This is a genomic window from Streptomyces sp. NPDC051963 (assembly GCF_044593495.1).
Classification (GTDB): domain Bacteria; phylum Actinomycetota; class Actinomycetes; order Streptomycetales; family Streptomycetaceae; genus Streptomyces.
The window spans coordinates 518,698-542,126 of the sequence record NZ_JBIUCC010000002.1 but is presented as its reverse complement, the minus strand read 5'-3'; the positions used below and the strand labels follow the sequence as shown (position 1 = coordinate 542,126).

18 protein-coding genes are annotated in these 23,429 nt (G+C 70.8%); 8 read left to right on the top strand and 10 right to left on the bottom strand.

Going from position 1 to position 23,429, the window contains the following annotated elements; genetic code table 11:
• The first annotated feature begins 173 nt into the window (after positions 1-173).
• Positions 174-1,067 (top strand): SGNH/GDSL hydrolase family protein, encoded by an 894-nt coding sequence (locus tag ACIHFB_RS08835; protein ID WP_400126758.1) that lies wholly within the window; start codon positions 174-176, stop codon positions 1,065-1,067.
• A gap of 28 nt (positions 1,068-1,095) precedes the next feature.
• Positions 1,096-2,064, top strand: coding sequence for an aldose epimerase family protein (locus tag ACIHFB_RS08830; RefSeq protein ID WP_365278481.1), 969 nt, complete (start codon positions 1,096-1,098; stop codon positions 2,062-2,064).
• A 123-nt stretch (positions 2,065-2,187) separates the two neighbouring features.
• Here ACIHFB_RS08830 and ACIHFB_RS08825 read toward each other — a convergent pair whose 3' ends face one another.
• On the bottom strand, positions 2,188-4,614 hold the full coding sequence (locus ACIHFB_RS08825) for a beta-glucosidase (protein WP_400126063.1): 2,427 nt from the start codon (positions 4,612-4,614) through the stop codon (positions 2,188-2,190).
• A gap of 173 nt (positions 4,615-4,787) precedes the next feature.
• Between ACIHFB_RS08825 and ACIHFB_RS08820 the strand changes: the two genes are divergently transcribed.
• Entirely contained in the window at positions 4,788-6,026 is a 1,239-nt protein-coding gene (locus ACIHFB_RS08820) for a pyroglutamyl peptidase (protein WP_400126061.1), read from the top strand.
• Here ACIHFB_RS08820 and ACIHFB_RS08815 read toward each other — a convergent pair.
• From ACIHFB_RS08815 to ACIHFB_RS08805, 3 genes are all read right to left on the bottom strand, one after another.
• Positions 6,016-6,810 carry an EI24 domain-containing protein gene (locus ACIHFB_RS08815; protein ID WP_365278490.1) on the bottom strand — a complete coding sequence of 265 codons (795 nt, stop codon included), beginning with the start codon at positions 6,808-6,810 and terminating at the stop codon, positions 6,016-6,018. The two genes, ACIHFB_RS08820 and ACIHFB_RS08815, sit on opposite strands and share 11 nt — an antisense overlap.
• Before the next feature lie 67 nt (positions 6,811-6,877).
• Complete coding sequence (locus ACIHFB_RS08810; RefSeq protein WP_400126059.1) at positions 6,878-7,822, bottom strand: TauD/TfdA dioxygenase family protein; 945 nt, start codon at positions 7,820-7,822, stop codon at positions 6,878-6,880.
• A gap of 254 nt (positions 7,823-8,076) precedes the next feature.
• Positions 8,077-8,943, bottom strand: coding sequence for a hypothetical protein (locus ACIHFB_RS08805; protein WP_365278496.1), 867 nt, complete (start codon positions 8,941-8,943; stop codon positions 8,077-8,079).
• 175 nt (positions 8,944-9,118) lie between these two features.
• On the opposite strand from ACIHFB_RS08805, the gene ACIHFB_RS08800 reads away from it, so the two are divergent.
• Together ACIHFB_RS08800 and ACIHFB_RS08795 are read left to right on the top strand one after the other, a co-directional pair.
• Positions 9,119-11,683, top strand: a complete 2,565-nt coding sequence (locus tag ACIHFB_RS08800; RefSeq protein ID WP_400126057.1) for a M14 family zinc carboxypeptidase — start codon at positions 9,119-9,121, stop codon at positions 11,681-11,683.
• Positions 11,680-12,834 (top strand): serine hydrolase domain-containing protein, encoded by a 1,155-nt coding sequence (locus ACIHFB_RS08795; RefSeq protein ID WP_400126055.1) that lies wholly within the window; start codon positions 11,680-11,682, stop codon positions 12,832-12,834. Before ACIHFB_RS08800 ends, ACIHFB_RS08795 begins: the two co-directional genes overlap by 4 nt.
• An 81-nt stretch (positions 12,835-12,915) precedes the next feature.
• On the opposite strand, the gene ACIHFB_RS08790 is transcribed toward ACIHFB_RS08795, so the two are convergent.
• Positions 12,916-13,335 carry an organic hydroperoxide resistance protein gene (locus ACIHFB_RS08790; RefSeq protein ID WP_400126053.1) on the bottom strand — a complete coding sequence of 140 codons (420 nt, stop codon included), beginning with the start codon at positions 13,333-13,335 and terminating at the stop codon, positions 12,916-12,918.
• A 235-nt stretch (positions 13,336-13,570) separates the two neighbouring features.
• On the opposite strand from ACIHFB_RS08790, the gene ACIHFB_RS08785 reads away from it, so the two are divergent.
• Together ACIHFB_RS08785 and ACIHFB_RS08780 are read left to right on the top strand one after the other, a co-directional pair.
• A complete protein-coding gene (locus tag ACIHFB_RS08785) occupies positions 13,571-14,962 on the top strand; it encodes an MFS transporter (protein ID WP_365278508.1) in 1,392 nt (463 codons plus the stop codon).
• Complete coding sequence (locus ACIHFB_RS08780) at positions 14,959-16,185, top strand: FAD-dependent monooxygenase (protein WP_400126051.1); 1,227 nt, start codon at positions 14,959-14,961, stop codon at positions 16,183-16,185. Before ACIHFB_RS08785 ends, ACIHFB_RS08780 begins: the two co-directional genes overlap by 4 nt.
• Here the strand turns inward: ACIHFB_RS08780 and ACIHFB_RS08775 are convergent.
• The 4 genes from ACIHFB_RS08775 to ACIHFB_RS08760 all read right to left on the bottom strand — a co-directional run bounded on the left by ACIHFB_RS08775 (position 16,182) and on the right by ACIHFB_RS08760 (position 21,551).
• Positions 16,182-16,862, bottom strand: coding sequence for a response regulator (locus ACIHFB_RS08775; RefSeq protein WP_400126049.1), 681 nt, complete (start codon positions 16,860-16,862; stop codon positions 16,182-16,184). The two genes, ACIHFB_RS08780 and ACIHFB_RS08775, sit on opposite strands and share 4 nt — an antisense overlap.
• Positions 16,859-18,112 carry a sensor histidine kinase gene (locus tag ACIHFB_RS08770; RefSeq protein WP_400126047.1) on the bottom strand — a complete coding sequence of 418 codons (1,254 nt, stop codon included), beginning with the start codon at positions 18,110-18,112 and terminating at the stop codon, positions 16,859-16,861. The genes ACIHFB_RS08775 and ACIHFB_RS08770 overlap by 4 nt, the downstream gene beginning before the upstream one ends.
• 7 nt (positions 18,113-18,119) lie before the next feature.
• Positions 18,120-20,381 carry an MMPL family transporter gene (locus ACIHFB_RS08765; RefSeq protein ID WP_400126045.1) on the bottom strand — a complete coding sequence of 754 codons (2,262 nt, stop codon included), beginning with the start codon at positions 20,379-20,381 and terminating at the stop codon, positions 18,120-18,122.
• Positions 20,382-20,552: 171 nt separating this feature from the next.
• Positions 20,553-21,551, bottom strand: coding sequence for an NADP-dependent oxidoreductase (locus ACIHFB_RS08760; RefSeq protein ID WP_365278523.1), 999 nt, complete (start codon positions 21,549-21,551; stop codon positions 20,553-20,555).
• A 101-nt stretch (positions 21,552-21,652) separates the two neighbouring features.
• On the opposite strand from ACIHFB_RS08760, the gene ACIHFB_RS08755 reads away from it, so the two are divergent.
• On the top strand, positions 21,653-22,096 hold the full coding sequence (locus ACIHFB_RS08755) for a MarR family transcriptional regulator (protein WP_365278526.1): 444 nt from the start codon (positions 21,653-21,655) through the stop codon (positions 22,094-22,096).
• Between the two features lie 187 nt (positions 22,097-22,283).
• Here ACIHFB_RS08755 and ACIHFB_RS08750 read toward each other — a convergent pair whose 3' ends face one another.
• Positions 22,284-23,276: a hypothetical protein gene (locus tag ACIHFB_RS08750; RefSeq protein ID WP_400126043.1), complete on the bottom strand. Its 993-nt coding sequence runs from the start codon at positions 23,274-23,276 to the stop codon at positions 22,284-22,286.
• Positions 23,277-23,429 lie beyond the last annotated feature (153 nt).

Genomic DNA, 23,429 nt, shown 5'->3' with positions numbered 1-23,429 from the left:
CGACGGCGCAAGGAGTGTGACGTACCGTCCGTCCCAGTGCCGTGAAACGCCCGTCATTCACCCGGCAGGACGCTTGTACGGGGGTGCAACGTTGCATCTCCTGCGGTCGGGAACTCCCGCGCGTTGTTATGGGGGGAGTGACAATGCACGTCGAGCGAGGGGACCACCAGGGGATGCGCAGGCGCAGCCACCGTTCGACAGCCGTACTCGCCGCCCTGGCGGCGGCAGTCCTGGGCGTTGCGGGTTGCGACGCGGTCGGTGGGGACTCCCCCGGTCCCGACGGCACCGAGGCCAAGCAGGTGAAGCCGAAGCCGACGCCGGCCTGGGACCGCAGCCCGAGCTCGGTCGCCGCCGTGGGCGACTCCATCACCCGCGGATTCGACGCCTGTGCGGTCCTGTCCGACTGTCCCGAGGCCTCCTGGGCGACCGGCAGCAGGGAGGACGTGGACAGTCTCGCCGTACGGCTGTTGGGCAAGGCGCAGGCCGCGGAGCGCAGCTGGAACTACGCCGAGACCGGGGCGCTGATGGCGGACGTGCCCGGGCAGATGGCGCAGGCCGTGGCCCGGAAGCCGCAGTTGGTGACGGTGATGGCGGGGGCGAACGACGCCTGTCGGGCCAGCACGTCGGCGATGACCTCGGTGGCCGACTTCCGGACGCAGTTCGAGGACGCGATGAGCACCGTGCGCACTGCTCTGCCCAAGGCCCAGGTGTTCGTGGCGAGCGTGCCGGATCTGAAGCGGCTGTGGTCCGAGGGGCGGACCAATCCGCTGGGCAAGCAGGTGTGGAAGCTGGGCATCTGCCCGTCGATGCTGGACGACGCGGACGCGCTGGACGCGGCGGCGACCGAGCGGCGCGACACGGTGCAGGAGCGGGTGGAGGCGTACAACGAAGTGCTGGAGGAGGTCTGCGCCAAGGACCGCCGCTGCCGCTTCGACGGCGGCGCGGTGTACGAGTTCCGCTTCGGCACGGACCAGTTGAGCCACTGGGACTGGTTCCATCCGAGTGTGAACGGCCAGGCGCGCCTCGCCGAGATCGCCTATCGGGCGGTCACCGCCAAGAAAGCGTGAGACAGGCTTCCGAATTAGAGTTCCGAACATGAACGAACTCTTCGGCACACTTTCCGACGGCACCCCTGTCCACCGCTGGACCCTGGAGCGCGCGGGCGTCCGGGTACGGATTCTGTCGTACGGCGGGATCGTGCAGTCGGTCGAGGTGCCGGACCGGGAGGGCCGCCGGGGGAACGTGGTGCTGGGGTTCGCGGACCTGGAGGGCTATCCGGCGCATCCGGAGCCGTACTTCGGCGCTCTGATCGGGCGGTACGCGAACCGGATCGCGGGCGGCCGTTTCCCGCTGGACGGCGTGACGTACGCGCTGGCGCCGAACAACGGGCCCAATTCGCTGCACGGCGGCGAGCGCGGCTTCGACAAGCGGGTGTGGGACATGACGCCGGTCGAGCACGGGGTACGGCTGGCGCGCGTCAGCCCGTACGGCGAGGAGGGCTTCCCGGGACGGCTCGACGTCTCGGCGACGTACACGCTGGATGCCACCGGCGCGCTGTCGATCGCGTACGAGGCCGTCACCGACGCGCCGACCGTGGTGAACCTGACGAGCCACTCGTACTGGAACCTGAGCGGCTCGGGGAGCGCGAGCGGGCACGAGCTGCGGATCGCCGCCTCGCGGTTCACTCCCGTCGACGACGATCTGATCCCGACCGGTGTCGCCCCGGTCGAGGGCACCGGCTTCGACTTCCGTGCGGAGCGCAAGGTCGGCGTCGGCTACGACCACAACTTCGTGCTCGACAAGGGGGTGACGCCGGCTCCGGTGGAGGTGGCCGAGGTGTACGACCCCGCGTCCGGGCGTGCGCTGACGGTCGCGACCACCGAGCCCGGCCTCCAGCTCTACACCGCCGACCACCTGGGTGAGCCCTTCGCTCCCGGCGACGGCGTCGCGCTGGAGACCCAGCACTTCCCCGACTCCCCCAACCGGCCGGAGTTCCCGAGCACGGTGCTGCGGCCGGGCGAGGTGTTCCGCTCGGAGACGGTGTACGGCTTCTCCGTCCGGTGAACGGCCCTGTGGACGACATGAGCTGTATGTACAGCCCCCTGGACGACACGAGCCCCGGCCCGGGTGTCAGGTCCCGGGCCGGGGCTGTTCGTGGGGAGACTCGTCCCGAAGTCCTGTCCCGCCTCAGACGTTAATCGTCGCGGTGAGACGGCGGTCCGTGATCGAGCGACCGACCTGGATCTCGTACGAACCCTTCACAAAGGACCACGCCGTGGTCATCTCGTCCCAGATCTCGAACGCGCGGCGCGGGAGTTCCACGGTCACCTCGACGCTCTCGCCGGGCGCGGCCCCGACGCTCGCGAAACCGGCCAGCACGCGTGTCGGGCGTTCGGCGTCGGGCTCGCTCGGCACCAGATAGACCTGGACGACCTCGCGGCCCACGCGTTCCCCGGAGTTGCGCACCCGGACCCGTACCGTCGCGCCCTCGACCTCGACGGACTCGTACGTCCAGTCGGTGTAGCCGAGGCCGTGGCCGAAGGGGTACGACGGGGTGCGGCCCTCCTTGTCCCAGGCGCGGTAGCCGATGAACACGCCCTCGGTGTACGGGAGTTCACCGTCGGCCGGGACGACCTGGGTGACCGGGGCGTCGGCGAGCGAGCCCCAGGTGGTGGGGAGGCGGCCGCCGGGCTCGTGGGCGCCGGTGAGTACGTCGGCGAGAGCCGTGCCGCCCTCCTGGCCGGGGAACCAGCTCAGCAGGACCGCGGCGACGTCGTCGCGCCACGGAAGCTCCACCGGGGAACCGGAGTTGACCACCACGACCGTGTTCGGGTTGGCGGCGGCGACCGCGCGGACCAGGTCGTCCTGGCGGCCGGGGAGCCCGAGGTCCTTGCGGTCGTAGCCTTCGGACTCGACGCGTTCGGTGGTGGCGACCACGACGACGGCCGTGTCGGCGGCGCGGGCGGCCGCGACGGCCTCGGCGATCAGCTCGTCCGGGTCGCGCTGCGGCGCCTGGTGGGCGAGCGCGAAACCGACGACCTTCATGGGGATGTCCTCGCGGAAGGCCACGACGTAGGTGAGGGAGACGTCGACCGGTTCCCCCGCGGTCAGTTCGGGCAGGCCGACGGGGGCCGGGGCGCCGAAGAAGGTGATGAAGGGGTCGTCCTTTGCGGGGCGCAGGACGTCGTCGTAGTACGTCGTACCGGCGATGGTGAGCTTGAAGGCGCCGATGCCCTTGATGCCGAAGGTGTGCGGGCCGGTCTCTCGCGGGGTGAAGGTGCCGGTCAGTTCGACGGTGTGCAGGCGATCGTGGGTGACGCCCTCGGGCAGGTCCGAACCCATCCACTGGATCTGGCCGCCCGGTGCGGAGGCGGTGCCGATGACGGTGCCCTCGGCGTTCCGGCATACCGCCCGCAGCTCGAATCCCTTGTCGGCGACGGTGAGTTCGGTGATGGGGTCGGCGCCGACGGCGTAGGTGAGGGCGCCTTCGGGGAGGGCGGCGGTGAGGCCGTCGAGCGGGGAGACGGTGTGCCGGGGGAATACGGTGGCGGAGCCGCCGCCGAGGACACGGGCGTCGCGGGCGGCTGCGCCGAGCAGCGCCACCGTCCCCTGCTTGAGCGGGAGAGCGCCTTGGTTACGGACCAGGACGAAGGCGCGGCGGGCGATCTCGCGGGCCAGTGCCTCGCCGTCGACGGTGTCCGGCAGTTCGGTGACGACCGGGTCGGCGCCGTCCAGGATGCCGACCCGGGCGGCGAGGCGCAGAACGTTGCGTACGGCGGTGTCGACCGTGGCCTCGTCGACCTTGCCGTCCCGGACGGCCGCCGCGAGGGCCTCGCCGTACACCGTGTCCGGGCCGGGCATGGCGACGTCGAGGCCGCCCTCGATGTCGCCGGTGGTGGAGCGGGCGGCCATCCAGTCGGAGACGTTGAAGCCGTCGAAGCCCCATTCGCCGCGCAGGATCTCGTTCACCAGGTGGCGGTGCTCGGTCATCGTCGTGCCGTTGACCATGTTGTACGCGGTCATGATGCCCCAGGGGCGGGCGTTCTCGACGATGATCTCGAAGGGCGCCAAATACAGCTCGCGCAGGGTGCGTTGGGAGACCACGTTGTTCACCGTGAAGCGGTCGGTCTCGGCGTCGTTGGCCACGAAGTGCTTGACGGTGGTGCCGACACCGCCGGACTGGACGCCGTCCACATAGCCCGCCCCGATCAGACCGGTGAGGTACGGATCCTCGCTGTAGGCCTCGAAGTGACGGCCGCCGAGCGGGGAGCGGTGGAGATTGACGGTGGGCGCGAGCAGGACGTGCACCCCCTTCCGGCGTGCCTCCTGCGCGAGCAGCGCGCCGGCCCGGCGGGCGAGTTCCGGGTCCCAGGTGGCGGCGAGCGCGGTCGGGGAGGGCAGGGCGACGGAGGGGTCGTCGGCGGTCCAGCGCACACCCCGGACGCCGATCGGCCCGTCCGACATCACCAACGACTTCAGCCCGATCTGCGGCAGCGCGGCCAACGACCACATGTCCTGCCCGGACAGCAACCGCGCCTTCGCATCGAGGTCGAGCCCACCGAGCGCGGCCTCGACGACCACCTCGCGTGCCAGGTCGGCAGGATCTGCCACCATCAGGGTGCCTCCGCTTCAGGGACCAGGGACACCTCAATCCTGCCTCGGCCACCTGCGGGGGAATCAAAACCGCAACCATCAACTCCGGTCCCCTTGCCGATCTACCCATGTCCCTTCCGTCACGCCATACTGCCGAGCACGCTCCCCCACAGCGACGGAAGGACCTGAACCCCTTGAATTCCATACGTGTTCGGATCGGCGTACTCGGACTCGCACTGCTGGCGGGGCTCGCGGCCCCCGCGACGGCGACGGCGGACACCGCACCGGCTCCGACGGTCGAGGAGCTGCGGCTCGACAAGGCGCAACCGCAGGAGATCCTCAGACGTTCCGGATTCGACACGGTGACACCGGAGTTGGTGCGGGCGCTCGCCGCGACGGAGTCGTATGCGCAGGCCCGCCGGGTCGTCGAGCGGCAGGGCGCGGCGCTGTGGCAGCGGGCCGTCGCGCGGGCGCAGGGGCGTGAGCCCGCGGCCGGGGATCTGAGCCGGGACGACGACCGGCCGCTGTACTGGGCGCGGCTCGGGATGACGCGGGAAGTCCGCACCTGGGAGCCGGAGTTCGGGCTGAGCGACACCCAACGGGCCGCGCTGATCGACACGTTGGAGCGGAACTCGCGCGGGCAGACCGCGATCCGCTATCCGCAGGGCAAGGGGCTCAAGCGGATCCTGGTCACCGGTTTCGACCCGTTCACGCTGGACCGGGACGTCCGGATCTCCAACCCGTCCGGGGCGACCGCGCTGGCCCTCGACGGCACGGTGATCGAGACGCCGGACGGTCCGGCGCGGATCGAGACCACCGTGTTCCCGGTGCGCTGGCGGGACTTCACGGAGGGGACGGTGGAGCGGGCGCTGCGGCCGTACCTCCCGAAGGTCGACCTGTTCACGACCGTGAGCCAGGGCCGGGTCGGACGGTTCGACGTCGAGCGGACGAACGGCGCCTGGCGGGGCGGCTTCGGGGACAACGAGAACACCGGTACGCCCGAGATCGTCCCGGTCACCGACCCGGCCTCGCAGCCGCAGTGGACGACGACCAGCCTGCCGTATGCCGCGATCGTGGCCGCGAGCACCGGGCGGTTCCCCGTGTACGACAACACGAGCGTGACCGAGATCCCGGCGGGCTCCACCCAGTCCGTCGTACGGCCGGACGGACCGACTCCCGGTTCGACGGCCCGTGCCGGGGGCGGCGGCGACTATCTGTCCAACGAGATCGCCTACCGGGCCACGCTGTTGCGGGACCGGCTCGGGCTGCACGACTCGCTGCCGGGCGGGCATGTGCACACGCCGGTGCTTCAGTTCGGCACGGGCAACACCGATCCGGCGACCGGGGCCGTCACCGACCCCGAGTTCATACAGAACCGGCTGGACATCATCGCTCAGGTGCGGGCGATCCTGACGGTGGCCGTCACCGGGTGACTTCCTCCTCCTCGGAGTCCTCGGCGCCGTCCTCGACGGTCTCCTCGCCGGCCAGGTCGCGGGCCATCAGTGTGGCGCCCGCGACCGCGCCCGGCATCAGGAACACGGCGACGAACGGCACCACGAAGGCCAGGGCGAGAGGCGTGCCGAAGCCCCAGACCAGGGTCTTGCGGGAGCGGAGCAGGGTGAGGCGGGAGCGCAGGTCGACGCGGCGCCGCTGGAGGGAAACGGCGGTGAGCTGCTCGGTGAGGAAGAAGCCGGTGACGAAGAAGCCGATCACCGGGACGACCGTCTGACCGACGAACGGGATGAAGCCGCAGGCGAAGAGCAGAACGGCCCAGAGCGCGGCCCGAACGAGGATTCTCAGGCTGTCACGGCCCGAGATCCACAGCTCGTGCCAGAGCGACAGACCGGACTCCGGTGCAGTGCCGTCCGGGGAGACGTCCCGGTCGACCCTCTCGGAGAGGCTCTCGTAGAACGGCTCGCCGATCAGGAGGGTGACCGCGGTGAAGGTGAGGACGGACAGGAGAAGGCCGAGGGCGAACAGCACGGCGAGCAGGAAGCCGCGGAAGAGACCGGCCCACGGGCTCGACCAGTCGTCGGCGAACGGCGTCGCCCAGGACACGAAGTCCTCGCCCCACAGCGCCAGGGCGACCAGCGCCGCCGCATAGAGGACGAGCGTGATCAGGCCCGGGAGCAGCCCGAAGCCGTACTGCTTGCCGTGCCGGGCCACCCAGCGCTGGCCCTTCAGAAGGTAGTTGAAGCCCACCCCAAGATCGCGCATGGGGAAAACTCTATCGGGGACCACTGACAGTGATGAGGTGGGCGGTCGGGAAGGTCCGGGGCCTGCGTCAGTAGGGGCGGTCGCCGACGACGGCGACGCGTTCGGCCACGCGGCGGTGCGAGCCGTAGTCGTTCACGGCGTAGTGCTGGGTGGCGCGGTTGTCCCAGAAGGCGACATCGCCGGGCTGCCAGCGGAACCGCACCTGGTACTCCGGGACGTGCGCCTGCTGGAAGAGAAAGCGCAGCACGCTGTCGCTCTCCTCTCGCTGCATCCCCGTGATCCGGGTGGTGAAGGAGGTGTTGACGAAGAGCAGCCGGCGGCCGGTCTCCGGGTGGGTGCGCACCACCGGGTGCTCCACGGGCGGGAACGCGTCCTGGAACGCGGCGAGCCTCTCGGGGCCGTAGAAGCGGGCGAACCCGGGGATGAAGTCGTGCACGGCGGTGGCGCCGTCGATGCGGTCCTTCACGTCCCGCGGCAGGTTGTCGTACGCGGCGGCCATGTCCGCCCACATGGTGTCCCCGCCGGACGGCGGGACCTCGCGCAGCTGGAGCACGGCGCCGAGCGCGGGCCGCTCACGGAACGTGACGTCGGCGTGCCAGACGTTCTCGAAGGTGGGGGTGGCATCGCCGCCCTTGTCGAAGCGCACCACGTCCTCGCCGGCCCCGCGGGCGAGCAGCGGGTTGGTCTCCAACTCGCCCCAGTTGCGGGCGAAGTCGCGCTGCTGAGCGGAGGTGAGGTGCTGGGCGCGGAAGAAGAGGACCTTCCACTCCAGCAGGGCGCGGTTCAGCTCCTCGCGCAGGGCGGGACCGAGCGGGCGCGAGAGGTCGATGCCCCGCACCTCCGCCCCGATGGTGCACCCCTGTGGCACTAGTTCGACATGCCGGTACGGCTGCTCCTGCCACCCTTCGGGCAGCCGCCGCAGGGTCCGCGGTCCCTCGTACATCCCGCCCTCCGGCACACGCGCCTCGCGCAGCGCCGTCGGCGATCCGGCAGGTGGAACGGTCACGGTCATGGAGTCTCTCCTCGTTCGCGTGGTGCGATGGCAGACGTCAGCCGACGCGAGACACGCGTGCTTTCGAGCGCCGCGAACGAAGGGCGTTGCGCGCAGCGAGCACACGGCTCGGCGGCAACCCGACTATCGACCGGAGCGTTCGCATCCGGTCCGATCAGGGGCGCGCAGAGGCCCCGTCGTCGTGTCGAACCAGTGCCCGATCATGTCGACGATTGTGCGGGCCCCCTTTTGTCCTGTCAACGTCGGTCCCTGCCTCAACCCCCCACGGCGACCGCCACCACGACCCCCCGGTCGGCCGCGGGTGACACCGCCGCCGTCACCCGTACCGCCGTCGCCCGTGCCACCCGCCCCGCGCGGGAGGCGCCGGCCAGCAGCAGGGGCTGGACCGTCTCCAGGGCCGACACCACCAGTTCCTCCCCGGCGATCAGGACCGGCCGGGCCGCCTTCGTGGTCGCCGCCGCCGCTTCGGTGAGGTCCGCCAGGGGCGGGAGCGTGGCGCGTACGACGCCTGCGCCGGCGGCGGCCGCACGCTCCGCCAGGGCCACCTGGAGCGGCATCAGCGGGGCCAGCGCGGAGGTCAACGCGTCGGCGACACGGCGGAGTTCAGGGGTCGACTCGTGCAGGACCTCGGTCGCCGCCCGGATCAGCGGGGTGAGGGCGAGCAGCAGGCCCGCGGCCAGGCCGGCCGCGGCGGGCAGCAGCGGTGACGTCGCCTCGACGAAGTCGCCGAGCGCGGTGGCGAACTCCTCCACCGCCGGCTCCACCGCGTCCAGCACCGGCAGCAGGCTGTCGCTCAGCGCCGCCAGCAGCGCCTGGGCCGGTTCGCTCACCGGGTGCACGGCGAGCGGGGCGCCGCTGGTGCCGAGCCGGGTGAGGGTGTCGACGATGCGGTAGAAGGCCTCCTGGGCCTGCGGGGAGGCGCTCGCCTCGGCGAGTTCGGCGGTGGTCTCACGCAGGACGCGCAGCACTTCCGCGCCCGAACCGTCCCGTGGGTCGAAGGTGTTGATGGCGATTCTGGTGATGTTCTGGGCGGTGTCCAGGAGTTGGCCGGTGATGTCGGTCGTGCTGCGGGCCATGCGCAGCATCTCTTCCCTGCTGGGGAGCGAAGGGATCGTCGCCATGAGCACTCCTCGCGTCAAGCGCACTCACCGTTGCCGGGCACCCTCAGCATGCCCCGTCCGACCGGCCGTGGATGCGCCATCCGGGGCATCCGCGACACGGACTCCCTCTTGTTGCCGTTGAGTCGAACAGGTACACCTCGCCGTACCGATCTCAGGAAGCTCAGAGGAGGTACGCGTGCGCACCACGAGAACCACCGCGGCGAGACCCGTCCTGATCACCGCCCTCGCCCTCACCACGGCGGGCTCACTTCTCCTCACCCCCGGCAGCGCCGGGGCCGACCCGAAGCCGGTCACCCGGGAAGGTCCCGCGCTCGACCGGCAGGCCGCACAAGCCCCGGCGGTGGCGGCCAGGCGAGCGCTCAACGCCCTGACCGCCAGGACCGATTCGGGCACCGGCTATCCCCGGGAGCAGGTCCTCACCCCCGACCCGGAGAACCCCGCCGACAAGTCCATCAAGCTCGGCCTCACCCCGTACCACGCGATCGCCCCGAAGCTGAACGCCCTTCAGGCGCTCGGCGACCGGGTGAGCGTCGAGGTCGTCGGCCGTTCCGCCGGCGGGCACCGCCTCTACCTCGTCACGGTCACCGCCCCGGAGAGCGCACGCCAGGCCCGCTCCCAGGAGCGGATGCGCGAGCTGATCGAGAGGGCGCCCGCGGCTGCCGCCAAGTCCCAGGAGATCAAGGCGGGTTACAAGGTCCCGCTGTTCGTGAACAACAACATCCACGGCAACGAGTGGGAGGGCACTGACGCCTCCCTCGGCCTCATCGAGCAGCTGGCGACCGCGAAGGACGCGAAGACCAGGGACCTCCTCTCCCGCTCCCGCCTGTACTTCAACATCACGGCCAATCCGGACGGCCGTATCGCCGGCACCCGCACGAACGCAGGCGGCTTCGACATGAACCGGGACTTCGCCACCGCCTCGCAGCCCGAGGTGCGCGCGATGCGCCAGATCCAGATCGACAAACAACCCGCCGTCATGCTCGACCTGCACGGCTACGTCAACGGCACCCTCATCGAGCCCACCACTCCCCCGCACGGCGAGAACTACGAGTACGACCTGTTCCTGAAGAACACCTACGCGGGCGCCCTCGGCATGGAGTCCGCCGTCAACGGCCTCGGCTACACCCCGGAGAAGGACGGCGTCGAGCCCGCCCAGATCCCGTTCCGGGACCAGGAGGAGGGCTGGGACGACTGGCCGCCCATCTTCACCCCGCAGTACGCGGCCTTCCAGGGCGCGGTGGCGGCGCACACCGTCGAGATCCCGCTCGCGGTGAACAACGAGGAGTACGACACCCTCCCGACCGCCGAGTTGCGTCGCAGGTCAGCCGTGAACGTCGATGTCGCCGGCGCCGCGATCCGCGCCACCCTCGACTTCACCCGCACCCACCGCAGCACACTGATCGCCGACCAGATCGAGGTCTTCCGGCGCGGCGCGGCCGGCGAGGCACAGGTCCCGGTGTCGCAGGAGACGGTCCCGGGCGTCCCCGGCATCGGCCCCGAGGACGTGTACACCACGGACTTCCCCCGCGCCTACGTCATTCCTGCGGGCGCCCGCTCCCAGCGCTCCGCCACCGCGGCGGCCCGTCTCGTGGACCATCTCCTCGCCAACGACGTCGTCGTCACCCGCGCGACCCGCCCCTTCCGCCTCGCCGGACGCACCTACTCGGCCGGCTCCTACGTCGTCGACATGCACCAGTCCAAGCGGGGCCTCGCGAACGTCCTCCTGGCCGACGGCACCGACATCAGCGACAAGGTGTCGGTGATGTACGACATCTCGGGCTGGAGCCTCGGCCGCCTGTGGGGCGCCACGGTGGAGTCCGCTCAGCGCGGGAGCCTGCCGTACGGAGCGCTGCGCACCGTGGACGCGGCCGCGTCCGTCGGATATGTCGCCCCGCGCGGCACCCTGCGGCTCCGCCTCGACACCCCGCAGGAGATCGGGGCCCTCAACTCCCTTCTCCGGCAAGGTGTTTCGGTACGCCGGGCAGCGGACGGCAGCGCGATCGTCCCGTCGTCCGCACGCAAGGCCGCGGTCACCGCGGCACGGACGTACGACGTGTCCTTCGACGCGACCCACACCCGCGGCACCACCGAACTGCGCCGGCTCCGGGTGGCCGCCGCCGTCACGGCGGGCGAGCTGTTCGCACTGCGGGAGATGGACTTCGAGGTCACGCCCGTCTCGACGGGCATCCTCAACGCGGGCTTCGACTGGTCGACCGCAGACGTCCTCTTCGTCTCGGCAGGACTGTCCTACGACCGCCTGAATCCGGCCGCCCGCACGGCACTTGACGCCTTCCTCACCGGCCACGGTCTCGTCGGCCGAGGTGCCACGGGCGCGGAACTCAACTCCGCGGCCGGACTGCTCGCCGCCAAGCCGGTCGAGGGCAACGGGGACGCCAACGGCGTGGTGCGCGTGGTGAACGCGGGCGGGCCGGTCACCGGCGGCGCTCCGGAGCACGGGTTCGTGTACGCGCCGGTCTGGTTCACCGACCTCGGACCGGAGGTGCGGGTGGAGCAGTCGTACGCGACCGGGAACCCGCTGGTCTCCGGGCACTGGCGGCCGTTGGAGGACGGCTCCGGCGGTCCGGACGCGGCGGCCGGGCAGGCCTCGGTCGTCAGCGGTCCAGGTGCCGTGCTGTTCGGCACCGAACCCCTCTTCCGGGACCATCCGAAGGGGGAATTCGCGCAGGTCGCCCGGGCCTTGTTGGCCGTGGCGCAGGCGAGTGAGGAGAGTGGTGGGTGACGACCGAGGAGATCCACGGCACCGTCGCGGACGGTTTCGAGGCGGTACGCGAGGAGTTCGCCGCGTTCGTGGCGACGGAACGCGCCGACTACGAGGGGCAGTTGTGCGTGTACGCGCACGGCCGCAGAGTCGTCGACCTGTGGGCGGGCGACGGTGCCGACGCGACATCGCTCTACGGCGTGTACTCCTGCACCAAGGGCGCCGCCCACCTCGTGATCGCGCTTCTCGTGCAGGAGGGCACGCTGGAGCTGGACCGCAAAGTGACCTACTACTGGCCGGAGTTCAGCGCCGAGGGCAAGGCCGCCCTCACCCTGCGTGATCTGGTGACGCACCGGGCGGGCCTGATCGGTCTCGACGCCGGCTTCTCTCCCGAGGAGCTGGCCGACGACCGCGTGATCGCCGAACGGCTGGCGGACCAGCGCCCGTTCTGGCGCCCCGGCACGGCCTTCGGCTACCACGCCTACGTCATCGGTGCGCTCACCGGCGAGGTGGCGCGCCGGGCAACGGGACGGACACTCCAGGAACTGTTCGAGGACCGGGTGCGGGCGCCGTACGGCCTCGACTTCCACCTGGGTCTGCCCGAAGCCCTGGAACCCCGCTTCCGCTCGGTGCAGCCGATGGCCCCGACGCCGGAACAGCAGGCCGAGCTGGACGCGAACCCGACCGGCCCGCACACGCTGGCCTCGATCGCGTTCAACGCCCAGGTACCGGGCGCGGGCGAGCTGTCCGACTTCGCCAACTCCCGGACCGTGCGCGCCAAGGGGCAGGCCTCGGCGGGCGGCGTGGCGTCCGCGCGTGGCCTCGCCGGGATGTACGCGGCGGCGATCAGCGAGGTGGACGGCCGGCCACCACTGCTGAAGCCGGACACCACGGCCGAGGTAGGCCAGATCCACTCCACCGGCTACGACCTGGTCGCCCGCGCGCACCGCTCGTACGGCTTGGGCTTCCAGGCAACGGCCGACGTCCTGTACCCGTTCCTCGGCGCCGGGACGTTCGGCCACAGCGGCGCGCCGGGCTCCCAGGCCTTCGCCGACCCGCGGAGCGGCCTTGCGTACGGCTACACCCGCCGTCGCTTCGCGTTTCCGGGCGGCGCCGCACCGGAGAACGAGCGGTTCGTGCCGGCCGCCCACAAGGCGGCGCAGGCGACCTGACCGCAGGCAGGACCACGGGCTCGACAAGGAGGCCGCACCCCACGTCCAAGGGTGCGGCCTCCGTCGTAGCAACGATCGTGGTCAGACCAGCGTCACGGTGATATTGCCGCGGGTTGCCTTCGAGTACGGGCAGACCTGGTGGGCCTTCTGAAGCAGGGACGTGGCCGTGGCCGCGTCGACGTTCGGGATGTGCGCCGAGATCTCGACGATGATCCCGAACCCGTCCGAGTTCTTGCCGATGCCGACCTTCGCGGTGACGGTCGAGCCGGAGACGTCGGCGTTCTCCTGGCGGGCGACGACGCCGAGCGCGCCCTGGAAGCAGGCGCTGTAGCCGGCGGCGAACAGCTGCTCCGGGTTGGTGCCGGAGGCGCTGCCGCCCATCTCCTTGGGCGGGTTGACGACGACGTCGAGCTTGCCGTCGTCGGTGGCGACCCGGCCGTCACGGCCGTTCTCGGCGGTGGCGACGGCGGTGTACAGCACCTCGGACTGCTGGATGGGCATGCGGTTGTCCTCCTCCTCGTCCGCCGTGACTCGCGCCCACGATCAACGACGGTTTCGGAAAGAAGTTACCGCATACCGGAAATCGAGGGTAGTGGTGCGCCGGCACCAGGACACCTCTTCCCCTGGTCCGGGCGCACCAGGGGAAGACGGCGGCTGAGGACGATGCCCCAGCCGGGCGCCGGAGGGAAATGTTGGAGGCCCATTTCCCCTCGTATCAATGATGAAAAGGACACCTATGTCCGCAGTTGCGGTTTCCCCGGTCCGGATAGGGCGGCTGTCGATCGGCGCCCTCGGCATCCTGGCCCTCGCCCTCGGCACCCTTCAGTCAGTGGTGGAGCCCGCGCTCCCGCTGCTCCAACGTGAGCTGGCCGTCAGTTCCGGCGAAGCGGCACTGGTCGCCAACGCATTGCTCGTCACCGGCGCGGTCGTCACACCCGTCATAGGCAAACTCGGCGACCGCCACGGCGGAAAGCGGGTGCTGGTCTGGCTGAGCGCCGTGGTCTCGGCCGGTGGTCTGCTGGCCGGTCTGGCGCCGAACCTGCCGGTGCTGCTGCTCGGTCAGGTATTGCAGGGCGTCATGGTGGGTGTGCTGCCCCTCTCGTTCATCCTGGTCCGCAAGCACCTCCCGGCAAGGGAGTCAGCGGTGGCGATCGGGCTGGTCATGGCGCTGTTCACGGGCGGCGGCATGGTGGGAACGCTGGTTGCCGGGCCGATCGCGGACGCGCTGTCCTGGAATTGGATGTTCACGCTGCCGACGATCGCGATCATCGCGACGACGTCGGTCGTGGCCCGGCTGATGCCGCATGATCCGCCGGTCCGGTCGGACCACGGGATCGACTGGCCCGGCGTGATTCTGCTGAGCGGTGCGTTGCTCGTGTTCATGGTCGGGCTCGTGAAGGTGACGAACGGCCTGCCGTTGCTCACGGTCGCCGCCATCGCGGTGGTCGTGGTCGCCCTGGCCACCGGATGGGTCGTCGTCGAGCGCCGGGCGGCCTCGCCGATGGTCGATCTGGGCATGCTGGCCAAGCCGGCGGTGTGGCACGCGTGCGTGCTCACCTTGGTCATCTGCGCCAGTTCGGGGATGGTGCTCTTTCTGCTCCCGCAGCTGTTCGCGATCTCGGCCGACGGATACGGCTTCGGAGTCAGCACCACCGACATCGGGCTGTTCCTGCTGCCCGGCGCCGTCGTCGGGTCGTTGAGCGATTCCGTCGGCGGGATCGCGGCGCGGCGTTTCGGTCCGCGTGCCGTGGTCATCGTGGGCGCCCTCGTCACGGCCGCCACGATGGTCGCCCTGGCGTCGGCGCACGGCGCGGAATGGCATCTCGTCCTCGCAAAGGCGCTGACCGCGTTCGCGGCGGGCGTCGGCACCACGGCGTTGCTCGTCAGCGCCACCACCGCCGTGGAGACCGAGGACACCGGCATCGCCACTGGCCTGCTCGTCGCGGCACGCGTGATCGGCATCGCCCTGGGCGTCCAGGTCGGCGGCGCGATCCTCGACGCCGGAGCCGACCCGATGACGGGCCTGCCGACCGAATCGGCCTTCGTCACAGGCTTCGTCATCGCCGGCCTCGTCGCCGCCCTGTCACTGCTCGTCGTCCGTTTCACGAAGAAGGAAGCTCAGGCATGACATCTACCGGTCTCTCGACGGACGTGTCTACTACCGCGAAGGGCAGGGTCCTGATCTCCGGGGCCAGCATCGCCGGACCCGCGCTGGCGTACTGGCTGCGCCGGTCCGGGTTCGAGGTCACCGTGGTGGAGAAGGCAGGCGCGCTGCGCGCCGGTGGCTATCCGATCGACATCCGCGGTACCGCGACGGAGGTGGTCCGGCGCATGGGGATACTGCCGCAACTGCGGGACGCGCACATCGACTCGCGTCGCTTCACCTTCCTCAACGCCGACGGCAGTGAACTGACCGCGCTCGACCCGCGCGCCGTTGCCGGCGGTGTCGAAGGACAGGACCTCGAAGTGCGTCGTGGGGATCTGGCCGCGAACCTCTACGCGAGGGTTCGCGACGACGTGGAATTCCTGTTCGACGACTCCATCGACACCCTCGACCAGTCCGGAGAAGGGGTCGACGTCACCTTCCACAGTGGGCAACAGCGCACGTTCGACCTGGTGGTCGGCGCCGACGGTATGCACTCCCACACCCGGGAGTCCCTGTTCGGCCCCGAAGAACGGTTCCACCGCTACCTCGGCTACTGCTTCGCCCTCTTCACCATGCCGAACACCCTCGGGCTCTCCCGCGAGCTCATGTTGTGGAACACCCCGGGGAAGGCCGCGGCCCTCTACGCCGTCGGGGACGGCGACGAGCTGCACGCCTTCCTGACCTTCCACCGACCGGAACCACCCTTCGACGCCCTCCGGAACCCCGACGCCCAACGGGACCTGGTCGCCACGGCCTTCGCGGGCGAGGGCTGGGAGGTCCCCGGCATCGTCAACGCCATGCGCGACGCGGATGACCTGTTCTTCGACACGGCCGGTCAGATCCGTATGCCCCACTGGTCCAGCGGCCGCGTCGCGCTCGTCGGCGACGCCGCGTACGCACCCTCGTTCCTCACCGGACAGGGTTCGAGCCTGGCGCTGGTCGGCGCCTACATGCTCGCCCACGCCCTGGCCACGAACCGGGACCACACCGCGGCCTTCGCCGCCTACGAACGCGACGTGCGCGAGTTCGTGGCCATGAACCAGGCCCTGGTCGACAACGGCGCGGCCACGCTCTTCCCCACCACGGTGCAGGCCCTGGAACAACGCAACACCATGCTGCGCGACCTCGTCACCATGCCCTCCGCCCCGGCACGACCGGCCCACTCAGCCCTCACGCTGCCCGAATTCGGCTCAGCCAGGCCCTAGTTGCCGCCGTCGGGCGTGGCATGGGCCAGGCCCGCCCGGTAGGCGATGACGACGAGTTGCGCCCGGTCGCGGGCCTGAAGCTTCGTCATGGCGCGCTGCACATGGGCGCGGACGGTGAAGGGGCTGAGGAACATCCGCTCGGCGATCTCCTGGTTGGACAGGCCGGTCGCGACCAGGGCCACCATCTCGCGTTCGCGCGGGGTGAGCACGGCGAGCTCTTCGGCGTGATGCGACGGGGCGTGGTCCGGTGTGGCCAGGAAACGGGCGACCAGGGAGCGGGTCGCGACCGGGGACAGAAGGGTGTCGCCGTCGGCGATCGTCCGCACGGCGTCCAGCAGGGCCTCGGCCCCGATGCCCTTGCCGATGAAGCCGCCGGCCCCCGCGCGCAGCGCCTGAGCGACGTATTCGTCGGTCTCGTAGGTGGTGAGGATCAGGATGCGGCTGGCCCGCAGGTCCGGGTCCGCGCAGATCTCCGAGGTGGCGGTGAGACCGTCCACCTCGGGCATCCGGATGTCCATGATCACCACGTCCGGGCGCAGCTCCCGGGTGAGTCTCACCGCCTCCCTGCCGTCGGCGGCCTCGCCGACCACGGTGATGTCGTCGGCACTGTCGAGAAGCAGGCGGAAGGCGCCGCGCAGCAGGGCCTGATCGTCGGCGAGCAGCACTCGGAGTGTCACGGCGCACCTCCGTCGGTCTCCCGCGTCGTGTGCTTGGCGGGCGGGAGGGGCAGTTGGGTGGAGACGAGGAAGCCGCCCTCCGGGCGCCGGCCCGCGGTGAGGTGTCCGCCGACCGCGGTGGCACGTTCACGCATCCCGATCAGACCGTAACCGTGCGGACGGTCCGCCGCCGTGGACGCACTCGGTCCCGTGGATGCGGTCGACGCCCCAGGGCCGCTCCCTCCGTCGTCGGCGACCGTGATGGTCACGCGATCGCGGTTCCAGGCGAGGCCCACGCGGGCGCTTCCGGTACCTGCGTGCTTGGTCACGTTGGTCAAAGCCTCCTGGACGATGCGGTAGGCGGTGAGGTCCACTCCCGGCGGCAGTGGCCTGGCCGTGCCCTCCTGGTGCACCGACACCTGAAGACCCGCGCGGCGGAAGGACTCCAGGAGCGTGGGCAGCCGGGACAGTCCGGGCGCCGGTTCGACGGGCCCGGCCGTGTCCCCGGACTGACGCAGCAGACCGACCGTGGCCCGCAGGTCGTCGAGCGCGTCGCCGGTGGTCTCGACGAGCTCCTTCAGGCTCTTACGCGTCTGCTCCGGCCGGGTGTCGAAGAGGTGGGCGGCGACCGTGGCCTGCGCGTTGGCCAGGGTGATCTGATGGGCCACGAGGTCGTGCAGTTCCCGGGCGATGCGCACCCGTTCCTCGGCCACTCGCCGGCGCGCCTCGCTGTCCCGGCTCTGTTCGGCCCGCCGGGCCCGCTCCTCCACGGCCGCCAGATAGGCCCGTCGGTTCTGCGTCGAGTGACCCAGTACGCCGGCCACCAGCGGGAACGCCGCCACCGCTCCCAGCCTGCTCGCGTCCTTCCACGAGAGGGCCCCGAACAGGGGGGTGGAGGCGACCAGCAGCGCCGCGGAGGTGAGCGACAGCGCGCTCACCGCGTGCCGTTCCGTGCGCGCGGTGAGCGAGTAGGCGGTGATCACGGCCGGGGTCACGATGAGCGGGCTCAGCAGGAGACCCAGGGGGGGCACCAGCACACCGCACACGGTCGTGACCGCCATGGCGGCCAGCGGCGCCCTGTGCCGCACGGGCAGTGCGGCACAGGACACCACTGCGATGAGGTAGGCGGCGGCAGGCGGCGCCGACAGCGCGCTGCCGTCGTCGGACAGCGCACCGCCGAGCAGACAGAGCGCGAACGCCGCCGCGATGATCGCCGCCTCCCGCCACCACATGCCGCGTGGTCGCGGGCCACCGCCACCCGTGTTCGTCATGGCCGGCTCAGTGCCGGTGGACGGGGAGCCGCGGCACCGCTGCGTCCGACTCGGTCGCGGAGGACGGGACTTGCGGGGCCTGCCTGCTCAGTGCCGCACCCTCGATATCCACATTCGGCAGCATGCGGTTCAGGATACGGGGCAGCCACCAGGCCCGATGGCCGAGCAGGGCCAGGACCGCGGGTGCGATCGCCATCCGGACCACGAAGGCGTCGAAGGCCACGGCGGCGGCCAGGCCGACGCCCATCGTCTGGATGGTCGGGCTGCTCATCCCGATGAATCCGGCGAACACGCTGATCATGATGATCGCCGCCGCGGCCACCACCCGTCCGCTGTGCCGGAACCCGTTGACGATCGCGTCGCCGGGAGACGCGCCATGGACGTAGGACTCCCGCATCCGGGTGAGGAGGAAGACCTCGTAGTCCATGGCGAGGCCGAACACGATGCCGATGATGAGAATCGGCATCAGCGACATGACCGGTCCGGTCTGCTCGATGCCGAGCAGGTCCGCCGCCCAGCCCCACTGGAAGACGGCGACGAGGACGCCGAAGGCGGCTCCCACCGACAGCAGGAAGCCGAGCGCGGCCTTGACCGGGACCAGGACCGAGCGGAAGACCACCATCAGCAGAAGCACCGCCAGGCCGATGACCACGGACAGATACGGGATGAGGGCATCGGACATGGCTTCGGAGATGTCGATGTTCAGCGCGGTGGTGCCGGTCACCAGGACGGCGGCGCCCGTGTCGGCCTCGACGTCGGAGACCGCGCCCCGGATCGCGTGCACCAGGTCCTTGGTCTCGCCGCTGTTCGGCGCGGTCCGCGGCACGGCGGTGAGGACGGCCGTGTCCTTGGTCCGGCTGAGCACCGGATCACCGACCGACGCGACCCCGTCCACTCCCCGTACGGTCTTCGCGACCAGGTCCGTGGTGGCCCGGTTGTCCGCGGACCCCGAGGACGCCGCCGTGTCCACGACCACGGTGAGCGGCCCGTTGAAGCCGGGTCCGAAGCCTTCCGACAGCAGGTCGTAGGCGCGGCGCTGGGTGGTCTCCACCGACTTGGACTCGTCCCCGGGCAGCCCGAGTTCGAGGCTCAGCGCCGGGAGGGCTACGGCGCCGAGACCGAGTACGGCGATCAGCAGCACCCTCGCCGGCCGGCGCAGCACGAACCGTGCCCAGCGGGTGCCGAGCCCGGGTCGGCCGGGCGCCTCGGACACCGGGTGCGGGCGCGCGGTTCCCGGCCGGGTGGCCTTGCGGACGGCGCGGGACAGTATCCGCCGGCCGAAGTAGCCGAACAGCGCGGGGACCAGGGTCAGTGCGACGAGTACGGCGACGGCCACGGCGCCCGCGCCGCCCATGCCCATCTTGGTGAGTTCGGGGATTCCGACGACCCCGAGACCGACCAGGGCGATGAAGACGGTCGCACCGGCGAAGACGACAGCGGATCCGGCCGTGCCCACCGCCCGGCCGGCGGCCTCCTCGGGCTCGCTGCCCCGGGCGAGCTCGTCGCGGAAGCGGGAGGTGATGAAGAGGGCGTAGTCGATGCCGACCGCCAGCCCCAGCATCAGCGCCAGGATGGCGACGGTGGACGTCAGGCCCAGCGGAACGGCCAGCGCGGAGACCAGGCCGAAGGCGATGGCCACGCCCAGGAAGGCGGTCATCAGCGACAGTCCGGCCGCGACCAGCGACCCGAGGGCGAGGACCAGCACGACGGCCGCCACCGCCACGCCGATGATCTCCGTCGTGCCGCCCGGTTCCTCTTCCGCGTCCAGGGCCGAGCCGCCGATCTCCACGGTCAGTCCCGTGTCCCGGGCCTTGCTCGCTGCGTCTTCGAGGGCGCTCTTCGTCGGCTCGGTCAGGTCGACGGCGTCCGCGGTGTAGGTGATCGTGGAGTAGGCGATGGTGCCGTCCTCGCTGACCGCGCCGGTCTCGTAGGGGTCGGTGGTCGACGCGACCTGATCGCCCCCGTCCAGCGAGCCGAGCGTGTCCTCGACGGCCGCCCTGTTCTCCCTGGCCGTCACCCGCTGTCCGTCCGGGGCCCGGAACACCAGACGGGCCTCGGCACCTTGGGAGTTGCTCTCGGGGAAGCGCTCGTCCAGCAGGTCGAACGCCTGCTGCGACTCGGTGCCGGGCATGGAGAGGTCCTCCTCCTGCCCGGCCGGCGCCACGGCGGCGGCGACCCCGGCCAGCAGCAGGGCGCCCAGCCACAGACGGGTTACAAGCCGGCGCCGCCGGAAGGCCCACCGTCCGATCCGGTAGAGAAACGTAGCCACCTGCTGATCACTCCAGACACCGCTAGGCAAGGGGAATGCGCGGGATTCACGCGCTTCCAACCCTTGCCTCCGGCGCCCGGCGTGGCATCGTCCTCCGCCGCCGTCTTCCCCTGGTGCATTCGGACCAGGAACTCACGTGTCCTGGTGCCTGCGCACCGGCTGCGACCGTCCTCAGAGCTTGACGATCATCTTCCCGGTGTTGTCGCCGCGCAGGACGCCCAGGAAGGCCTCCAGGTTGTTCTCGATGCCCTCGACGACCGTCTCGCGGTACTTGAGCGCGCCCGAGGCGACCCAGGGGCCGACCTCCTGGACGAACTGCGGCTGGAGGTCGTAGTGGTCGCCGACCAGGAAGCCCTCGATGCGGCCGCGGGTGGCGATGAGACGGGCGAGGTTCTTCGGGCCGGGGACGGGCTCGGTGCTGTTGTAGACCGAGATCATTCCGCAGACGGCGATACGGCCGTCCCGGTTGAGCTGCCCGATGGCGGCTTCCAGGTGGTCACCGCCGACGTTGTCGAAGTACACGTCGACACCGTCCGGCGCGGCCTCGCGCAGCTGCTCGCTCACTGGTCCGTTCTTGTAGTTGAAGGCGGCGTCGAAGCCGTACTCCTCCACGAGCAGCTTGACCTTCTCGTCGGACCCGGCGGAGCCGATGACCCGGGAGGCGCCCTTCAGCTTGGCGATCTGGCCGACCTGGCTGCCGACGGCACCTGCCGCGCCGGAGACGAAGACCGAGTCGCCCTCCTTGAAGGAGGCGGTGCGCAGCAGACCGGCGTAGGCGGTCAGGCCGGTCATGCCGAGGACGCCGAGATACGTCGACAGCGGCGCGGCCTCCGGGTCGACCTTGACGGCGTTCTTCGCGTCCAGGACGGCGTACTCGCGCCAGCCGAAGAAGTGCAGGACGTGGTCGCCGACGGCGATGCCCTCGGCGTTCGAGGCGACGACCTCACCGACGGCACCGCCCTGCATGACCTTGCCGAGCTCGAAGGGGGCGGTGTAGGACTTGGCGGCCGACATGCGTCCGCGCATGTACGGGTCGACGGAGAGGTACTTGTTCCGGACGAGCACCTGCCCCTCGCCCGGCGTCCGGGTCTCCGTCTCGACCAGGGCGAAGTCCTCGGGCTTGGGCCAGCCGACGGGACGGCTGAGCAGGTGCCATTCGCGGTTGATCATGACAAGCGCCTTTCCTTGCGAGCGAGCTAATACTTAAGAACCTGAAACAACCATGCGCCTGAATATTTCATGATGTCAAGTAACGGGGTACTCTGGAGCGCATGTCCACTGACCAGAAGACCCGCCGCCCGGACGCCCTGACCATGGAAGTGGTCGAGTTGATCGGTGACGTCGTGGCCCGCTACCACGAGGACTTCGACGTCGCCGCCGCCGACCACGCCCTGACCGGCGCGCAGGCGCGGCTGCTCAGCCTGCTGTCACTGGAGCCGCTGCCGATGCGCAAGCTGGCCCAGAAGCTGAAGTGCGAGCCGTCGAACGTGACCGGGATCGTGGACCGGCTGGAGTCCCGTGGCCTGGTGGAGCGCCGACCGGACCCGAAGGACCGGCGGGTGAAGCTCGCCGCGGCGACGGACGAGGGGCTGCGCGTCGCACGAGGCCTGCGCGAGTCGCTGCGCTTCGCCCGCGAGCCACTGGCAGGACTCTCGGACGACGAGCGACTGGCGTTGCGGGATTTGCTGCGGCGGATGCTGGAATCAGGCGCGTGACGCAGGCAGCGGGCTCACCGGGAGGCCTCCTGCCGGGCTAAGCCGGGCGGGGAAGTCGGCTGCGGTTCGGCAGTGCCCCGAAGGGGCGCGGGGCTGTATCAATGTGCGGCTCCGCCGCGCGGGCGCGACCAGCCACGATGGCGCCGCAGTCGACCGACGGCGCATCACCGCACTTCCAGCGGAGCGCTTAGGCGCACCACCACAAGAACCGCTCGCACGTCTCCGAAGGTGAAGGGTCGGCCGTCGGTTCCGAGGTGGTCGGGTCTGCGCTGGGCGCCGGCGTCTCGGCCGGAGGAGGCGGTGCGGGGGCGGTGCCGGTCGGGCCCGGGGCCGCCGTGGAGGACTGGGGGTCCTGGTCGGTCCCGGTCTCGTCGTCCTTCGGCTTCTTGTCCTTCGGGGACTTGGAGGCCGACGGGGATGCGGAGTCGGACGGGCTGGAAGAATCCGCTCCGGCCGTTCCCGTCTTGTCGCCTATCGGCTCGGCCGTCTCGCCCGCCTCCTGCGACGTGCCGCCCTCGGCGGACGCGTCGCCGCCGGCAACCGCCGTCTTCGGCGACGAACCCGGGGCGTCCATGCCGAGTTCGGCGAGGCTCAGTCCGGCGGCCGCGAGGATGAATCCCGCGGATATCAACAGGGTCCGGCGACGGCGGCGCCGGTGTGCCGCGGCTTTGCGGTCGCGTCGGCTCGCGCCCGCGGAGGCAGGCTCTTCCTCTTCCTCGTCGTCGCCATCTCCCTCGTCGAGGGCGACCGCACCCATCGCGACGGTGACATCCCTCCCACGGCCCCTGCCGCGGCCTCGACCACGACGCCGGGCTGCCCGGCCGCGGGGCTCGTCGTCGTACTCGTCGGCGTGCTCGCCGTCGGTGCGGTCGTCGTCGGCGCGCTCGGCGCCGTGGGCCGCGTCGCGACCATCGCCGCAGGCATCGCCCTCAGCCGCGCGCGGAGCGTCGTACGAACCGCCCTGGGCCGGAGTCTCGTACGCCCCCCGCGGGGCCCCGTACGCGCCGCTCGGAGCCTCGTACGACCCCGTGTAGGCACCACCGTCGCCGACCGCCTGAGGGCGCGCGCCATTGTCCTGCGCGTACGCGCGCGACCCTTGGAGTGAGTCGGCCGGTGCGCCGCACCCCGGGCAGGCCAGGGCGCCGTTCAGGTGCCGTCGGCACGGGTGGCAGTAGTCCATGACGCGGGAAGACTAAGTTCCTCACAGGTAACGTTCATAGTCACAGCTGTGAAAGTTGTGTAGGGAACTTCCGCTTCCGGTATGGCACGTTGACGTGACGGAGCGAAAGCTCATGTCGAAACTGTCGAAACCGTTATGTGTTCGACCCATTGA

Coding starts and splice junctions, on each gene's coding strand:
- ACIHFB_RS08785 (WP_365278508.1), top strand. CDS start 13,571: ATGTCCGCAGTTGCGGTTTCCCCGGTCCGGATAGGGCGGCTGTCGATC.
- ACIHFB_RS08825 (WP_400126063.1), bottom strand. CDS start 4,614: ATGGTGGCAGATCCTGCCGACCTGGCACGCGAGGTGGTCGTCGAGGCC.
- ACIHFB_RS08755 (WP_365278526.1), top strand. CDS start 21,653: ATGTCCACTGACCAGAAGACCCGCCGCCCGGACGCCCTGACCATGGAA.
- ACIHFB_RS08760 (WP_365278523.1), bottom strand. CDS start 21,551: ATGATCAACCGCGAATGGCACCTGCTCAGCCGTCCCGTCGGCTGGCCC.
- ACIHFB_RS08830 (WP_365278481.1), top strand. CDS start 1,096: ATGAACGAACTCTTCGGCACACTTTCCGACGGCACCCCTGTCCACCGC.
- ACIHFB_RS08810 (WP_400126059.1), bottom strand. CDS start 7,822: ATGACCGTGACCGTTCCACCTGCCGGATCGCCGACGGCGCTGCGCGAG.
- ACIHFB_RS08815 (WP_365278490.1), bottom strand. CDS start 6,810: ATGCGCGATCTTGGGGTGGGCTTCAACTACCTTCTGAAGGGCCAGCGC.
- ACIHFB_RS08770 (WP_400126047.1), bottom strand. CDS start 18,112: ATGACGAACACGGGTGGCGGTGGCCCGCGACCACGCGGCATGTGGTGG.
- ACIHFB_RS08835 (WP_400126758.1), top strand. CDS start 174: ATGCGCAGGCGCAGCCACCGTTCGACAGCCGTACTCGCCGCCCTGGCG.
- ACIHFB_RS08750 (WP_400126043.1), bottom strand. CDS start 23,276: ATGGACTACTGCCACCCGTGCCGACGGCACCTGAACGGCGCCCTGGCC.
- ACIHFB_RS08805 (WP_365278496.1), bottom strand. CDS start 8,943: ATGGCGACGATCCCTTCGCTCCCCAGCAGGGAAGAGATGCTGCGCATG.
- ACIHFB_RS08780 (WP_400126051.1), top strand. CDS start 14,959: ATGACATCTACCGGTCTCTCGACGGACGTGTCTACTACCGCGAAGGGC.
- ACIHFB_RS08790 (WP_400126053.1), bottom strand. CDS start 13,335: ATGCCCATCCAGCAGTCCGAGGTGCTGTACACCGCCGTCGCCACCGCC.